The organism is Candidatus Sphingomonas phytovorans, assembly GCA_029202385.1.
Taxonomy (GTDB): domain Bacteria; phylum Pseudomonadota; class Alphaproteobacteria; order Sphingomonadales; family Sphingomonadaceae; genus Sphingomonas; species Sphingomonas phytovorans.
Genome location: CP119314.1, coordinates 3,116,227 through 3,133,674, shown reverse-complemented (window position 1 = coordinate 3,133,674; position 17,448 = coordinate 3,116,227). Strand labels below are relative to the sequence as shown.

The window sequence follows — 17,448 nt, the reverse complement described above, 5'->3', positions numbered from 1 at the left end:
GATGTCACGAAAAGCGGATGGAATGGGAGAATGCGTTTCATGATGGTGCGCCAGGGCCATGGCTTCGGCTTCGCAATGCTCGCCGCGGCGTCGCTGCTCGTGCCGCCGGCTGCCGCGGGGGCGCCCCGGCAAGCGGCCGTTCACGACGTCGTCTATCTCGGCGCGCGCGCGATCGATCCGGAAACCGGGCTCGACGCCATTCGCAACATCGCGATCGACGGCGACCGCATAACCGAGGTGACCGCCACCCGGATCGAGGGGCGGCGCACGATCGATGCGCGCGGGCTGATCGCCGCGCCCGGCTTCATCGATCTCCATTCGCATGCCACCAACCAGGAAACCGCCGGCTATCAGGCAAGGGACGGCGTCACCACGCGTCTTGAGCTCGAGATCGGCGCCTATCCGGTCAGGTCCTGGTACGAGGCACGGCAGGGCCGCGAGCTTCTCAACTACGGCACCAGCGTCGGCCACACGCCGATCCGCTACTATCTCCAGAAGGGCGGCGGCGCGGCAGGGCTTGAGGCCCTGCGCAAGCCGGAAGCGTTCTTCGCTGGGCCGGAGATTGCGCAGCCCATTCCGGACGCCGCTTACGGCCAGCTCGCGCCGTTGCTGGAGGAAGGGCTGCGCGAGGGGGCGATCGGGGTCGGCAGCGGCACGCAATATGCGCCCGGCATCACGCACGAGGAAATGCTGGACGTCACGCGCGTCGCCGGCAGGATGCGGACCTGCGTCTTTACGCATGTCCGCTACGGCAGTCTGGTCGAGCCCGACAGCACCCTGGAATCGGTGCAGGAAAACATTGCCAACGCAGCAATCACCAGGGCCTGCGTTCATATCGTCCACATCAACAGCATGGCGATGTCGAAGGCACCGCTGATGGTGGGGCTGATGCGCTCAGCGCGCGAGCATGGCGTCGACGTTTCGACCGAGATCTATCCCTGGGGCGGCTCGGTGGATTCGATCCGCAGCGTCATCTTCGATCCCGGCTGGGAAAAGCGCTGGGGGGTCAGCGTCGGCGATCTCCAGTCGCGCAGCACGGGCAAAAGGCTGACCCAGGCTGACTTCGACGCGCTGCGTAACGGCACCGGCGATGACGGTGTGATCATGCATATGAACAGCGAAGCGACGATCACGGCGTTGCTGCGGGATTCGCTGGTGATGGTGGCAAGCGACGGTGGCAATATCACCGGCTCCAACGGCCATCCACGCTCGGCGGGCACGTTCGCGCGCGTGCTCGGCCATTATGTGCGCGAGGCACATGTCCTCGACTGGAGCGAAGCGATCCGCAGGATGTCACTGATGCCGGCACAGCGGCTCGAGGCGTTCGTCCCGTCGATGCGGCGCAAGGGCAGGCTCCAGGCAGGCGCTGATGCCGACATTGTGTTGTTCGATCCCGACAAGGTCGGCGAACGGGCAACCTATGGCGATGCCGCACGCTATTCCGAGGGGTTCCATTATGTGATGGTGAACGGCGTTCTGGTGGTCGACGGCGGTGCCCTGGTGTCGAACGTGCAGCCGGGCCGGCCGGTTCGTTCGGAGCTGAAGCAATGAGCGCCGTGATCGATGCCGCTGTCCCGGCCACGACATATCCGATGGGAACGGTGCCGCTCGATTTGCCGCGCCCCTATCTTCTTTTCCTCGGCGATGCTGATGATACCGCCTTCCTGAAGACCGGGCTCGGCCTGCGTGACTGGGCACCGGACCTGTGCGTCGCCGAATATAAATGCGACGGTGCCCTTGCTTCGCTTGGCCTACCGCTGATGCAACCCGGCGAAGCCTATGCCGCGGGCGCACGGGCGGTGGTCCTTGCGGCCGCGTCGATCGGTGGCGTGATCCGCCCTACCTGGATTCCCTGTCTGGTCGATGCGCTCGAGGCGGGGCTGGACATCGTCAGCGGTGCGCACGACCGGCTCTCCGCTGACCCGCGCCTGAAGTCCGTTGCCGATGCGCTCGGGCGGCGGTTGATCGACGTTCGCACGCCTCCTCCCGGCCTGCCGGTCGCCACCGGGCGCCGCAGGACGGGCAAGCGCCTGCTCACGATCGGCACCGATTGCGCATTGGGCAAGAAATATACCGCCCTGTCGCTCACTGGTGCATTCCGCGCACGCGGCCTAGCCGCCGATTTCCGCGCGACCGGGCAGACCGGCATCATGATCGCCGGGTCGGGAATTCCGATTGATTCAGTGGTCAGTGATTTCGTCGCGGGCGCGGCTGAGGTGCTCAGCCCGGATGCGGACCCCGATCACTGGGATGTGATCGAAGGGCAGGGGTCGATCTTCCACCCATCCTATGCCGGTGTGTCGCTCGGGCTGCTGCACGGCTCGCAGCCCGACATCCTCGTGCTCTGCCATGCTCATGGGCGCGAACGTATCGTAGGTCTTGCCGACTATCCGTTGCCGTCGATCGGGGACGCCATTGCGCTGTCGCTCCAGCTTGCGCGACTGACCAGCCCGCAGGTTCGCTGCGCCGGTATATCCCTCAACACCGCGGGGCTTTCGGATGCCGAGGCTGCGGCTATCGTCGCGCGCCGTGCCGACGAATGGGGGCTGCCGGTTGCCGATCCGATGCGCCCTGGCCCGCATTTCGACAGGCTGGTAGAGGCATGTATCGGCTGATGCGCTTGCTTGTCGCCCTTTCGCTGCTGCTCGGGTTCGGCGTGCTGCTGCCTGCCGGTGCGTCGCATGCCACGGAGCCCGCGCGTTTCGAGGCGGCGCTCGCCGATGTTCGCGCCATGGTCGAGGCAGTGCCCGACAAATGGGGGCTCGCCGTCGCCGTCACCGATCGCGAACGATTGCGCCTGGTGGCGACTCATGGCGATGCGGATATCGACCGACATATCCCCGTCACGGCCGATACGCGCTTTGCGATCGGCTCCATCTCCAAATCCTTCGTCGCGATCACGCTGTTGCAAATGGCTGATGAAGGCCGGTTCGATCCGGCCGCACCGATCGTCCGCTACCTGCCCGATTTTCATCCGCGATCGGCCTTTTCGCCCATCACCGGACATGCGCTGCTTTCGCATACGTCGGGCCTGCCCAATTATCAGCCCCAGCTGGCGTCAATGCGTTTCCTTCCTTCAGCGCTCAACGATTGGGAACCGCGCTATCCGCCGGGCGCCCATTTCTGGTATTCGAACGCCGGCTATCAACTGCTTGGCTATGCGACCGAGCAGATCGAAGGGCAGCCCTATCCGCTCGTCCTGAAGCGCCGAGTCCTCGACAGGCTCGGCATGACCGATACCGATCCCCAGATCGACGACCGGCTGCTTGGCCGCATCGCGAAAAGCTATGTCCGCGCGCCCGACGGCAGCCGGCGGGATGCGCCGTGGTTCCCTTATCTTGCAGCGGACGGCGCAATCGCTTCAACGGTCGGCGACATGAGCCGCTACGCACGCATGCTGCTCGGCCGTGGGCAAACACCTTCCGGCCGCCTGATCTCGGCGCGGGCCTTCGATCGGTTCGCGACGCCGGTGCTCGATGATTATGGCTATGGCATTGACGTGCTCGAAGGCGGGAAAGTGCTCGCGCACAGCGGGTCGATCGCCGGCTTCGAGGCTTATCTCAATGTCGATCTCGGCAATGGCGTCGGGGTCGTCTTCCTTGGCAACGGCCCGATCGACCGGACCTTGCGCGACCGCGTCATCGCCCGATTGAGCGAGGGCATGGGAGGGCGGCCGAAGGCGACTTCCGCCGTTGCACCACGATCGTTCGCCCCTCCCGCCAGCTTCGCCGGGCGCTTCGTCGGGGCCAAAGACGAGACTTTGGTGTTCGCGCCCGATCCGGCCGGCGGGCTGGCCCTCCGCCAGGGGGAAGGCATGCTGCCGCTGGACCGCCTGGGCAGGGATGTCTGGGGTGCCTATCTGACGCCCGGCGGGCCGCGGACCTTCCTCTTCTTCCGTGACGGAACAGGCGTCGTGACTGACGTGTCGGAGGGAGTGTCGAGCTACGCGAGGCAGGGCGGCGGTGCCGTCCCCAAGCCTGCACAGGCTGGCTGGCGTTCGCTCGTGGGGCGCTACATGGCGCATGGCGAGGAAGGCCCGGGCGTGCGGATCTTCGCTCGAAACGGCCAGTTGATGATGACCTATGCGGATTCCAACGCGCCGCCAACGCCCTTGGTTGAAGAGGGACCGGGCCGGTTCCGCTTCGCCGAGCCGGTCTTCGCACCGGAATGGCTTGGGTTCGATACGATCATTGCCGGGCAGGCTCAGCGACTGATCCTGAGCGGTATGCCGCTCTACCGGATCGAACTTCCTTGATTGCAGCCCGGTTCCTGCTGCTCGCGGCAAGCATCCTGCTCGTCTCCGCGCGGGCGCCGGCACTGACGCAACCGGGCACCGACACCGGGACGGCGGCCTTTGTTGAATGGGCGCGCGAACATGCCGTGACCCTGCCGTTCTGCACTGAACAATCCGACCCGAATTTCCTGCGGAAAACCAGTTCGATCATTGGCGACGCCCGTGTCGTTGCCCTTGGCGAACCGGCGCATGGCGCGCACGAACCGCTCGCCTTCCGCAACTGCCTGTTCCGCTATCTGGTCGAGCGCCATGGATTTACCGCGATCGCCGTCGAATCCGGCCTCAATGAATCGCGCCGGCTTCAGGATTATCTGGCGGGCGGGCAGGGTGACCCCCGCCACCTTGCTCGCGACAGCCTGAGTTGGGGTTTCGGTCGCTTCGCCGAGAATGTCGACCTGATCGAGTGGATCCATCGCTACAATGCGGATCGCGCGCATGGGCGGAAGATTCGCCTGTACGGCATCGACATGAGCGGCGGCGAGCGCAGCGGTGAATGGCGCAATGCACGGATCACCCTGGACGACAGCATCCGTTATCTGGCGGCGACGGCCCCCGACCGCTCAAGGCATGTCGCCGCCGCGATCGACCCTTTTCTCAGCCACTTCACTCTGCCGGGTTACGCGGCGCTGCCCGCCGCCAGCCGGGCGCGCTTTCGATCGGCCCTTGCGGCGCTGGTTCGTTTCTTCGATCGTGAAAAGACACGGTTGATCGCGGTATCCGGCGAGGAGGATTTCGCCTGGGCGAAGCGCAACGCGATCCTTGCTGGCCAGGCGGAAGCGATGTTCCGGGTCTCCCGTCCTGCCTCGTCCGACGACACGCTCCTGCGCGAAGACTATAAATCCGATGCCGTCCGCGATTCAGCCATGGCGGACAATGTGCGCTGGGTGCTTGAACGCGAAGGGGCATCCGGCCGGGTCATGCTGTTCGCGCACAACGGGCACATCGTGAATGCGCCGCTACGGGGCGGCATCTGGTCGGTCTATGCGCATCCCCCGATGGCGATGGGGCAGCATCTGCGCGGCGTTCTCCACGACCGGTTGCGGATCATTCCCATGGTGGCCGCAGCCAATGGCCCGGGTCTTCCGCCTGGCGAAGGGCCGTCTGGCACCATCGACAGGGCGCTGGCAGGAACCGGGCTCGAGCATTTCCTGCTTGATATCCGCACCATTCGCGCACCCGTTCCGGCGGAGTGGCTCGCGCGGGATCAATCCATGCGCGTCAATTTCACGACCGAGCTTGTCCTCTCGCCGAGATCGGCCTTCGATGCCGTTGGGTTCTTTACGAGGCTGCCCCCCCCAGGCGACGGTGGATGCACGCTGAACGAGACTATCGGGATCTCCGGTACTGGCGGCGGCTCAGGGCCGCAGGATCGCGGTCCCGGTCATCGGATTGGTCAGGGTCACATTCTCCAGTGCCTTGATCCGCCAGTCGCCATCGCGACGGGTCACCACCGCGAGGATCAGGGTGTCGACCTGATGCGGCCCCGCCGGATGCGCGGCACCGGCGCTGAGGCGCGTCCAGAAATGCAAGATCGCCGCATCGTCGGAGATGGGGTCGATATCGGGCACGTCGATCGCAAGCGTCGAATCGCGATAGATTGTCGCGTGAATATGGGCATGGCCAGCAACGATCCGGTCGACCCCGCGCCAATAGGTCCCGAACCGGTTCACGAACGTCGCGTCGGGATGGAACAACTGGCCAAAAGCCTCCATGTCATGCGTGTTCCACGCTTCCTGGAAGCCTATGGTGACGTCCGCCGGTTCCGCGTTGTGATCCGTCATGCCTCGCCCTCATGATATTGCCCGTGCGCCATGCTGGTCCGGGAAGCGATCATATCGTGTCCCGCGAGATTCGCCCATTCCGGGCTGCGGGGCACCTTTTTCCGGACACCACATAGCCTAAACCACGCGGCGATCATCCGGGATACTGGGCGCCAGATTCTTCCCGGTTCTTTGAAGAGGTGATGTTAATATCGTTATATTTCAATATATTATAGATACATTCGGACTGAGGGAAAAAAACTCCTAAATAATCGCCGGGATTTCCTGATCGCCTTCTAAAGCCACGACAACCGTCATTTCCGTTGGCTTTGGGCGGGGGATTCCATGGTTTCCATTTTCACCGGGCTTGGCGCTGGCTTCGAGCGTGGGTCGCGGACGATGCTCGGGTCCTCGGGCCTGCTCGGCTCGGGATCGATCGGGCGGAACAATGAGCAGGTGTCGCTGAACGCGGCGACCGGTAACCTGCTGATCAGCCAGCGCGATGATTTCCTGGTCGGGGTCGGCCAGGATTCGGAGATTGCGCGGACCTATAACAGCCTCGGCGACATGTCGGACGACAATGGCGACAACTGGCGCCAGAGCACTGACCGTCGTGTCTACGGGCTGACCGGTACGGTCAACACGACGGGCAGCACGGTCAAGCGGGTCTCGGGGGATGGATCGGAGATCGCCTATACCTGGCAGACGATCGGCGGGGTTGCTGCCTATTGGACGGCCGAGGGCGCGGGAGCCTATGACAAGCTGAGCTATGCGAGCGGGGTATGGACCTGGACCGACGGCGACACGTGGGACACCGAGAAATACGCGGCGCACGGTGTCTATGGGCTGACCGGTACGGTCAACACCGCGGGCAGCACGATCAAGCGGGTGCTGGCCGACGGCACGAGCAGTACCTACAGCTGGGACTCGGCGACTTCTAAATACATTGTCAGTGCTGGCACGGCGAGCACCGACAATCTCGCCTATTCGGGTGGCGTGTGGACGTGGTCGAACAGCGGCAGCCCGCTCACCCAGGTCTATAGCAACAATGGTGCGAGCTGGAGGGTCACGGAACTGGCCACCATCCGCGGACAGAAGCTGAGCTTCTCCTATAGCGGCGCGAACCTCAGCCGCGTGACCACGCACAATGGCGACTATGAGGAATATGTCTGGTCGGGCGTGAACATCACGCAGATCGTGACCGGCTATACCGATCTTGTGACAAGCGTCGCCAAGACGCTCACTCGCACCCGTTACGGCTATGACGGATCGAACCGGCTGGCGACGGTGACCGTTGACCTGACGCCGAACGACAACAGCATCGCCGACGGCGCCACCTATGTCACGACCTACACCTATGATGGTTCGTCGAAGCGCGTCGCCTCGATCAGCCAGACCGATGGTTCGCAGATCGACATCCTTTACGACGGATCAGGCCGGGTCTCGACCTTCAGCCAGGCGGTGGCGGCCGGGGTCGCCCGCACCACGACGATCGCCTATTTCGCCGGTTATACGACCATCACCGACTCGCTCGGGCAGGTGACCCGGCTCGACTATAATGCGGACGATTCGCTGGCGAAGATCACGGCGCCGCCGGCCTTTGCCGGAGCGGCGGCGCAGGTGACGCAGTTCACCTATACCGCCGCCGGCAGCGGCAATGTTTCCTCCGTCATCGACCCGCTCGGGGTTGCGGCGACCTTTACCTATGACGGTTCGGGCAATGTCCTGACCGCGACCGATCGGCTCGGCAATGTCGTTACGCGCACCTATACTGCGAGGAACGAAGTGCTGACCGAGACGCGCACCGGATCGGACGCCAGCGGGGCGATCGTCAGCCACACCAGTCGTTATGTATATAATGACATAGTGGGTAATCTTTCATTTGGAAGTTTGGCATATTATATCAACCCTGAAGGAAGAGTAACGTACTATACGCGAGATACATTCGGCAGATTGTTCGGCGAATGCTTCATGAATGATGCTTTTTATGATATCTCTTCATTGAATTCATCGGAATCAATCGCAGTAGATTTGATGAATGCTTGGTTCAAGGGGATTCCAGATAGAAGTGGTACGGTAATATTAAGAGATTTGCCCGATGCGAGAGGAAATACAAGATTCAAGAGAGAGTTTTCTACCGCACTGGTCATTGGCAATGGTTCTCCTGATTTAACTGCGCCCTATGCCCACACGGATTACGTCTATGACCAGGCGGGGCAGTTGCTCAGCCGGACAACGACGGGCCTCGGCATCGAGACGTTCGTGTATGACGGGCTTGGCCGCGTCATCGCGTCGACCGACCTCAACGGCAACACGACCAGCTTCGCGTTCAACGATTCAGCCCAGCAGACGATCGTCACGCTCACCAATGGCTATGTCCAGACTTCGGTCTACAACAAGGCCGACGAGCTGATATCGTTCACCGATTCCGGCAGCAACGTGACCGGCGGCACCGCCACCTATGCCTATGACCAGCGCGGCCAGCTGCGCGTCACCACCGACGCGACGGGCCACAAGGCGTATAGCGTCTATGACAAGACCGGCCGGAAGATCGCCGATGTCGACCATTACGGCAATCTGATCGAATATCGCTATGATGCGGACAGTCGCCTGGTCGCGACAGTCCGCTACAATATTCCGGTCACCGGCACCCTGTTCGACGACCTGTCCGACGTAACCAAGACGCCGGAAATGTCAGCGCTTCGCCCGGATGCGACCACCCTCGATCTGTGGACCTGGACGGTCTATGACGCCGGGGGGCGGGTGATCGAGAAGATCGACGGCGATGGCGGCGTCACCACCTATCAATATGACGGCGAGAGCCGCCTGATCGGCACGACCCGCTACGCCAACAAGCTGGACGCGACCCAGGTCGCTTCGATCAGGGCGACGCTGCCGACGGCGATGGTACTGCCGGTCGCCGATGCTGCACGCGACAGCGTGGCGCGCAACTTCTACGACAAGGCCGGGCTGCTGATCGGCGTGCTCGATGGCGAAGGCTATCTCAGCCGGATCACCTACGACAATGTCGGACGCAAGGTTTCCGAGACCGGCTATGCGACCATCACTACTGCTGGTCTTCGCGCGACGGGTAGTTTCAATGCGCTGGTCGCATCCGTCACAGCCGTCGCCAACCCGGCCGACCGGATCATGCGTTATGTCTATGACGCGCAGAGCCATCTCCGGTTCCAGATCGACGGGCTGAACCACGTCACCGAATATGTCTATGATTCGGGTGTCGCCGGCGGGGCCATTGGCGTCGTGCGGCAGACGATCCACTATGCCGGCACGATCGGCGTGCTGGCTGACTACCGGATCACGACGGTCAAGGCGGCGGTGGCGGCGCTCGCCGGGAACCCAGACAACCGCAAGAGCTGGGCGGTCTATGACGCCTCGAACCGGCTGGCCTATGCGATCGACGCCACCGGCGCGGTTACGGGATACAGCTACGACAATCTCGGCCAGGTCACCAAGGCCGTCCGGTTCGCGGCCAGCCGTCCGACTTCGACCTTGCCCGATCTCGCGACGATGACGGCCTGGCAGACGGCCAATGCCAGCGCCGCGGCGGACCGGGTCACCCGCAGCTATTACACGGCGCGTGGCGAGCTGCGCTACACGGTCGATGCCGAGGGGTATGTCTCCTGGATCGACTATGACGCCGAAGGCCGCGCCGTCACGACCAGGCGGTGGGATAGCCCGATCGCCGCGACCGACGCGACCACGATCGCCGACGTCCAGGCGCTCGCCACCGGCAGCTTCGCCACCACCTCCACCGCCTATGACAATGACGGCCGGGTCGCCTGGACCAGCGATGGCGAGGGTGTCCTCACGACCTATACCTATAATGCCAACGGCACGCTGAATTCGACCTATCGGGCAAACGGTACCGCCGACCAGGTCCAGACCCTCTACGAATATGACAATGCCGGGCGGGTGATCGCGCGACATGATGCGTATGGGACAGCCGATGAGGCGACCACCCGGTTCGCCTATGATGGTCTCGGCAATGCCGTCTCGGTCACCGATGCGCTGGGCAACGCCAGCTACAATTATTACGACAGGCTCGGCCGGGTCGTCTCCACCCGTGACGCCGAAAACTATGTCACCGAGACGACCTATAATGCGTTCGGCGACGTCGCCTCGGTCACACGGCGTGCCAACAGGGCGACCAATGCCGCGTCGGTCCCGACGCTGCCGGCGTATGTCGCCGATCCCGCCCGCGATGCGACCAGCTACATTTATTACACGATCCTCGGCCAGGTCGCGGCGACCCGCGACGCCGAGGACTATGTCACCGAATATAGCTATACCAACTTTGGCGAGGTCGCCTCGACCACGAGGCGCGCGAACAAGGCGACCAATCCCGCCGACGCCACGACGCCGCCGGTCTATGTGGCTGACCCTGCCAGCGACGCGACCAGTTACGCCTATTATGACAGGCTCGGCCGGGTCACCACGACGCGCGACGCTGAAAGCTATGTCACCGAGATCGCGTATGACGCGTTCGGCCAGACGGTGTCGGTCACCCGTCGCGCGAACAGGGCGACCAACACCGCCGACCCCGCGACGCTGCCGGTCTATGCCGCCGACGCGAGCAGGGATGCGACGAGCTTCACCTATTACAACCGGCGCGGCCAGGTAACGACCACCCGCAACGCGGAGGGCTATGTCACCGAGATGGCGTATGACGCCGCCGGCAACATCGTGTCGATCACGCGCCGTGCCAACAAGGCGACCGGCGCCGGCGATGTCGCGACCCTGCCCGGCTATACTCCCGACGCGCTCAAGGACGCGACCAGCTACAGCTATTACAATCGTCGCGGCCAGGTCGTCGCAACGCGTGACGCCGAAGATTATGTCACCGAAACGACCTACAATGCGCGGGGCGAGGCGATCTCGGTCACCCGCCGCGCCAACAGGGCCGACAACCCGGCCAGCACCACGACGCTCCCGACAGTCACGGCGGACGCCGGGAGGGATGCAACGACCAGCTTCCAATATGATCGCATGGGCCGCATTACCCGGTCGACAGACGCGCTCGGTTATTACGAGCAATATACCTACACCGCGCTCGGCCAACGCGCGACGGTCGTCAACAAGCTCGCCAGCGTCGCCGGGGCCGGCAACGCCGCGCTGTACACGACGAGCTATGCCTACGATAAACGAGGCCTTCTGCTCTCGGAAACCCTGCCGGTCTCTTCGGTGAAGTCCGACGGCACCGTCCAGGCGACGACCGTCACCAACAGCTATGGGTATGATTCGCGCGGCAACCGCACCAGCATGGTCGAGGCCGCGGGCCTCGCCGAAGAGCGCACCACCATCTACGTCCATGATCGTCTGGACCGCCTTGTCGAAACCCACGGCACGACCGCGAATGCCACCAGCAGCGGGGTGGTCGGGACGGTCGTTTCCGCGCAATATGACGCGCGCGGCAACGTCATCCAGAAAACGGACGCGATGGGCGCCCGCACCCTGTTCTATTACGACAAGCTCGACCGGATCACCGTCCAGATCGGGGCAACGGGCACCTATTCGACCATAAGCTATGGCGACGTCACCGGCGCCGGCAGCACCCAGGTCACCCGTGTCTATGCCGTGCAACTGGCCTCGTTGCCGGCGGCCGGAGGTACGCCCCCTTCGGTACCCGCCGGCACCTATCGCCAGACCACCAGCAATTTCGACAAGCTGGGCCACCTGACATCGACCGTCATCGACAATGTCCGGACCGGCAGCTGGGTCTCGGGTGTCTATGTCACCTCCGCAGCGACGACTGTGACGGTCAGCTACCAATATGATGCAGGCGGCAACGTCGTCACGACCACCGACGGCAATGGCGGCGTCATCTGGTCCTGGTTCGACAAGCTCGATCGCAAGACCGCCCAGGTCGACCAGAACAATTATCTCACCAGCTGGACGTTCGACGCCGAAGGCAATGTCCTGAACGAACGCCGCCATGCCAACGCTGCGAGCGAGGCGATCGCCATCGCCGCCCCGCCGACGGTGTCTGCCAATGCCGCCGACCGGGTGACCAACTTCACTTATGACAGGAATGGCCGGCGGCTTACCGAGCAGCGCACCGATGTCGAATATTATATGCTCACCAGCCAGTCGACCGGCACTCTCGCGTCGACCATCAGCAGCTCGGACATCGCCTATAGCTATAACGCCCTCGGCCAGGTCCGCACCAAGACGGAAGCGGTCGACAATGGCGGCTCGACCCCGACCATCACCTATACCTATGACGAGGGTGGCCGGCTGATCGTCGAAAGCCGTATCGCCGATCCGTCCAGTCCGTCGCTCACGCCGACGGTGCGGTATTTCTATAACGGCCTGGGCGATCTCACCCGCACCCAGCAGGGCGGCGCGAGCGCCGACAACGGCGCGGACCGCATCACCACCTCTGAGTATTGGGGCGGTCGCCTGACCGGCACGGTCGATGCCGGGGGCAACCCGCATCGTTACTATTACGATCTGGCCGGCCGGAAGACCGGCGAAAGCTATGAGCGCGTGAGGTCCGACCTGACGACGCTGCATGAGGGGCTGTCCTATCAATATGACGCCGCCGGCAACTTGATCCGCCAGGCATATGGCACGGTCAGTTCGGGTGTCTTCACCGACGCGGGCGACGTGACCACCCTGAGCTACAATGCTTATGGCGAAGTCGTCAGCCGCGGCCTTATGGGCTTTGGCAGCGGAACTGCCGTCGTCCAGGAACAATATGCGTATGACGATGCAGGGCATCTGTGGAAGAGCAGCGCCGGCGACGGTGTCTGGCGCTATTATGTCTATGACGCGAACGGCAACCGGACGCTGACGCTTGAGGATGCGGCCAGGGCCTGGGGTGACCTGGTCGACCGCGCCAGCATCGGGGATGTGCTGGGGATCGCCACCAATGGCAATGAGAACAGCCTTGGCAGCGTCTATATCGACGGCATCAACGCCACCGTCACCGTCTACGATGCGCGCAACCAGGCGACCTCGGCGATCCAGCCCCAGCGCCAGTTGAACAGCGGAGCCACCGGCACGGCCACGACGGCCGACCTCATGACGGAACGCACGTACAACGCGTTTGGCGAAGTGCTGACTGAAACCGATGCGCGGGGCTCAACGACGAGCTACAGCTACAACACGATGGGCCGCACCACTGCTGTCCAGCACGCCGGGGTCGGTTACGAAACCACCCACGGCTCGTTCACGACGATCGCGCCGACGGAAGGCTATGCCTATGACCGGTCCGGCCGGCTGATCGGGACGCGCGATGCGAACAGCATGGCGAATCCGTCCGGCATCTGGAAATCGCGCCTGTTGCTGGCCGGGAGCGGTTTCGGCGGCACGGATGCCCTGGTCGTGAAGGAATATCATTCCGACGGCGGTGTGCGGACCAACGTGTACGACGTCTTCGGCGATCTGCGGGACGCAGCGGACGAGCTCAACCGCCACACCATCAATGTCTACAACAAGCTCGGCCAGCTCACCCAGGTCACCCATGCGGGCGGGCTGGTCGACAATTACGACTATGACGTGCTCGGCCAGCGTACCAGGCACTGGAATTCGTTCCTCGGCGCGTCGGATGTCGAGAAGACCGATTATGACGTGCAGGGCCGCATCGTCTCGAGCGTCGCGTTCGGAGGGGACGTGACGACGATGACCTATAGCTGGTCTGCCACGACGGCGACGGCCGGCCTGGGAACCTTCGGCGCCGTTACGCAGCGGACCACCTATGCCAATGGCAAATGGACCGAGGATGTCAGCGACGGCTTCGACCATATGGTTTCCCACACCGACATGGGTGGCCGGGTCACCGCCTTCACCTATGACAGCGGCGGCCGGCTGATCGAACGGTCGGGCGCCGAGGTGCAGCGTTACACCTATCTCAACACCGGGCTGGCCGCCTCGATCTCGACCGGCACGATGTACGGCTCGGTCTTCTACGAAACAGCGCATGCCGATTACAGCTACAATGAAAACAGCAACAAGCTGACCGAATATGCGACGATCGGCGGCGCGGTGACGCAGAATGCCAGTGCCACCTATGACGCGCTTGGCCGGATGACCAGCTGGGCGGAAGCCGGCAACGGCACCGCGCCGGCGGCAAGCGTGACATGGAGTTATGACGCGTCCGGCAATATCCGGCACCTCAGCCAGACGTATCGCGTGCTCGACAGCTATGGCAATGCCTCGGCGACGGCGACGGGCCCGGAGCATTTCTGGTACGACTATGATTCGATGAACCGGGTCGTGACCGACCGTGGGGCATTGTCGGGGGGCGTGGTCGTACGCGGCGCGAAGGGAGTCAGCCTGGCCTATGACGCGGCCGGCCAGCGCCGCACGGTGCTGTCGGACGACTATATGATCGGCTACGCCCAGACCTGGGTATGGTATCCGGACTATGACCCCGGGTCGGGGCATCACGAGCCGATGCCGATGGATCCCGGCGTGACCGGCGACTATGAGTACCGGCAGGTCAATTTCTTCGGCCAGCGGCAGGAAACCTATAGCTACGACAATGCAGGCAACCTGATCAGCGCGGCGATTGCCGAAAGCGGTTATGAGGATCAGGGTGACGGCACCGTCGTCGCCAGCGGGGCGATCGACCGTTCCGTGGGTGGCGGCAGCTACAGCTATGATGCGCTCGGCCGGCTGCTCCACCAGGCCGACACGAACGCGGCCGGGACGGTGATCTACGACAATCGGCAGACCTATGATTCGAAGGGGCGGATCGCGACGCAGCAGACGACGCAGCTCCAGAAGAGCGTCTATTACGGGACCACGGGCACCTACACGACGACGGTGACCAACAGCTATGGCGACGGCACGGCCGACTATGCGCTGGGGGCGATCACCTCGAGCACGACGAGCGGTTTCGCGATCGAGAACGGCGTCTACCGGACGATGCCGGTATCGAGCACGGTGAGCAGCTATGCCTGGTACGAAGGGGCGGTCCAGTCGAGCGTGGTCTATACGCCCGACACGGGCCAGCCGGGGACGAGCTTCACCACGAGCTATTATTACAGCGGCTCGGGCGTGTTCACCTCGGCGATCGTGGCTGATGGCCAGCCGCGCACGATCACGGTGAAGAGCGACGTGCTTGGCCAGGTGATCCGCCGGGACGAATCCAAGAACAGCGGCAACACAAAGATCGGCGGCGACCCGCATGAAGTGTGGTACCGGTTCAATGGCCGGCAGATCGGGTTCAACGGCAACAACAGCACGTATGACAGCAGCTATGCAGGCTCGCTGGTGGATCGCGAGCGGACTCCCTTTTCGGGCACGAGCACCGGCTCGTTCCGGTTCGGCGCGACCGCTGGGGCGTCGTTCGGAGATTTCAACACGCGGCTGACGCCGGTGAACAGCTTCCAGCAGGGCAGCTCGGGCGGCAGCTACACCGTGCGTACTGGCGACACGCTGTCGAGCATCGCGGCGCAGGTCTGGGGCGATGCGAGCCTGTGGTACAAGATCGCCGAGGCCAACGGGCTGAACGCCGCCAGCACGCTGGTCGAGGGCCAGACGCTGACTCTTCCGGGCGGTGTGTCGAAGAACGGCAACAGCAGTTCGACGTTCAAGCCCTACGACCCGAGCGACGCGTACGGCGATACATCCCCCACCACGCCCAAGCCCCAGGCTGCGAACAAGAACAAATGCGGCGTGTTCGGGCAGATTCTGCTTGTGGCAATCGCGATCGCGGTGAGCGCGGTGACCTATGGCGCGCTGACCAGTGCCAGCACCACAATTCTGGGCGGGATCGCCGCGGGCGCCGTCGCCGGTGCGGCGGGCAGCATCGCGAGCCAGGTGGTTGGGGTGGCGACCGGGATCCAGGATAGCTTCAGCTGGAAGGGGGTCGCGCTGGGCGCGATCGCCGGAGCGGTTGGCGGTGGGATCGGAGAGTTTGCAAGAGGGGCGACGGAAGCGGCGAAAGCCGGCGAAGCTCTCTCCGCGCTCGGGAAGGTCGGCAATTTCCTGGGGAGAGGCGGCTTCGTGAGTGGTGCCGCGCGCGGCGTGCTCAGCAGCGTGATAACCCAGGGGATCGGCGTTGCGACGAAATTGCAGTCGAAGTTCGATTTCGTCGGCGTCGCGGTTGGCGGGATGGTCGGCGGTGTTTCGAGTGCAATCAACTTGGGCGGCTTCGAGGGGCGCATAGTGTCCGGCGCCGCTGGCGCACTGGCTGGTGCTGCCACGCGGAGCCTGCTCGACGGATCGAGCTTTGGCGACAATATATTGGCGGCGCTGCCGGATGTGATCGGCAGTACCATCGGTAACTTGGTGGCGCGCCAGGTCGCCGGGGGCCGTAAGCAATCAGCAGGCGAGAAAGTGTTGCTCGCCGAAGCACAGAAGAGCGCCAACGCACCGATTGGAGCGGCCGGTAGCCAGACAGCGGCCATCTCCAGCCCGGCCGCAACCGAAGTGGATGCGCAGCCTGACGATGTCGTTGTTACCGCGCGCCGGTCACGCGTCAGTGTCTCCGGTACGTATTCCCCAACTCACAATATCGGGTTGCTCGAAAATATTGGTTACACCAACCGCAGACCACAAACGAGAGAGGAGAATGCTGCTCAGACTCAAGGTGTGACAAAATCCATCAATAGTAGAAAGGATTTGACTTTAGGGCAGAAGGACAAGGCGTTAACAAATCTATACAATAGAAGCTCATATTGGGATTCTATTTTGCCGAGCAATGCTCCGGACGTGGCTGCCGGTATTGCCGGATCGGCAAGTTTTCTGGGAATAGCTTACGTGGGAGGGGCGCTGACAATAGGAGGCTCGGGTGGCCTCGTGATCAGTGCGGAAAGTTTATCCCTAGGCGGAAGTGATGGTATTTACCTTGGCAACGATGCGATCACCATTGGAGGGCGAGGCGGAATATATCTTGGCAATGGTGGCATTTCGATTGGAGGAACGGAGGGTATCTATGCTGGAACGGGCAGGCTCAGCATTGGAGGTGCCAGTGGAATCGTTGTCGATCAACGCACATTCAGCATCGGAGGATACACGCTTTGGAACGAAGGGGCCGCAGAGAATGTAGGTGCCAGTAGCGTTGCGAATGGGGCGCGTCTCGGTCCCCAACTTCTCGCGGAGGAAGTGGCGAACGGACATGCTCTCGCAAAGCACCTTGCAGGTGGCGAGTTTGCTCCGTTGGGCATCCGGACCAAAGCGCAGTTTCAGGACTTTGTGGAAGGCATTGTGAGCAATCCAGCGACGCCCACGAGGTATGCTTCTGATGGAACAAAATACTTCCTTGATGAGAGCACCCGCACGATTGTGATCAGCGGCTCTAGAGGTGAGGCGACGGCGTTCCGGCCAGATTATGGCGTTGGTTGGGAAAACTATCTAAACTCGCAGGTCCCTCGCAACGCTCGCTTGCCGGGGTATGACCCTGTCCCGCGCGGTAGGTAAGTG

Annotated in this window: 5 protein-coding genes and 1 pseudogene; 5 read left to right on the top strand and 1 reads right to left on the bottom strand. The window is 63.2% G+C overall.

The features are described 5' to 3' along the window. The first annotated feature begins 30 nt into the window (after positions 1-30). The 4 genes and pseudogenes from P0Y59_14340 to P0Y59_14325 all read left to right on the top strand — a co-directional run bounded on the left by P0Y59_14340 (position 31) and on the right by P0Y59_14325 (position 5,562). On the top strand, positions 31-1,551 hold the full coding sequence (locus P0Y59_14340) for an amidohydrolase family protein (protein ID WEJ98123.1): 1,521 nt from the start codon (positions 31-33) through the stop codon (positions 1,549-1,551). Between the two features lie 41 nt (positions 1,552-1,592). Further along, positions 1,593-2,615, top strand: a complete 1,023-nt coding sequence (locus P0Y59_14335; protein WEK02584.1) for a DUF1611 domain-containing protein — start codon at positions 1,593-1,595, stop codon at positions 2,613-2,615. Beyond that, on the top strand, positions 2,615-4,255 hold the full coding sequence (locus P0Y59_14330) for a serine hydrolase (GenBank protein ID WEJ98122.1): 1,641 nt from the start codon (positions 2,615-2,617) through the stop codon (positions 4,253-4,255). Before P0Y59_14335 ends, P0Y59_14330 begins: the two co-directional genes overlap by 1 nt. Next, positions 4,168-5,562, top strand: a pseudogene (locus tag P0Y59_14325) (erythromycin esterase family protein). Before P0Y59_14330 ends, P0Y59_14325 begins: the two are co-directional and overlap by 88 nt. A gap of 87 nt (positions 5,563-5,649) precedes the next feature. Here P0Y59_14325 and P0Y59_14320 read toward each other — a convergent pair. Next, positions 5,650-6,006, bottom strand: a complete 357-nt coding sequence (locus tag P0Y59_14320; GenBank protein ID WEK02583.1) for an SgcJ/EcaC family oxidoreductase — start codon at positions 6,004-6,006, stop codon at positions 5,650-5,652. A 393-nt stretch (positions 6,007-6,399) separates the two neighbouring features. Here P0Y59_14320 and P0Y59_14315 point away from each other — a divergent pair, with 393 nt between their 5' ends. Further along, a complete protein-coding gene (locus P0Y59_14315; protein ID WEJ98121.1) occupies positions 6,400-17,445 on the top strand; it encodes a LysM peptidoglycan-binding domain-containing protein in 11,046 nt (3,681 codons plus the stop codon). Positions 17,446-17,448 lie beyond the last annotated feature (3 nt).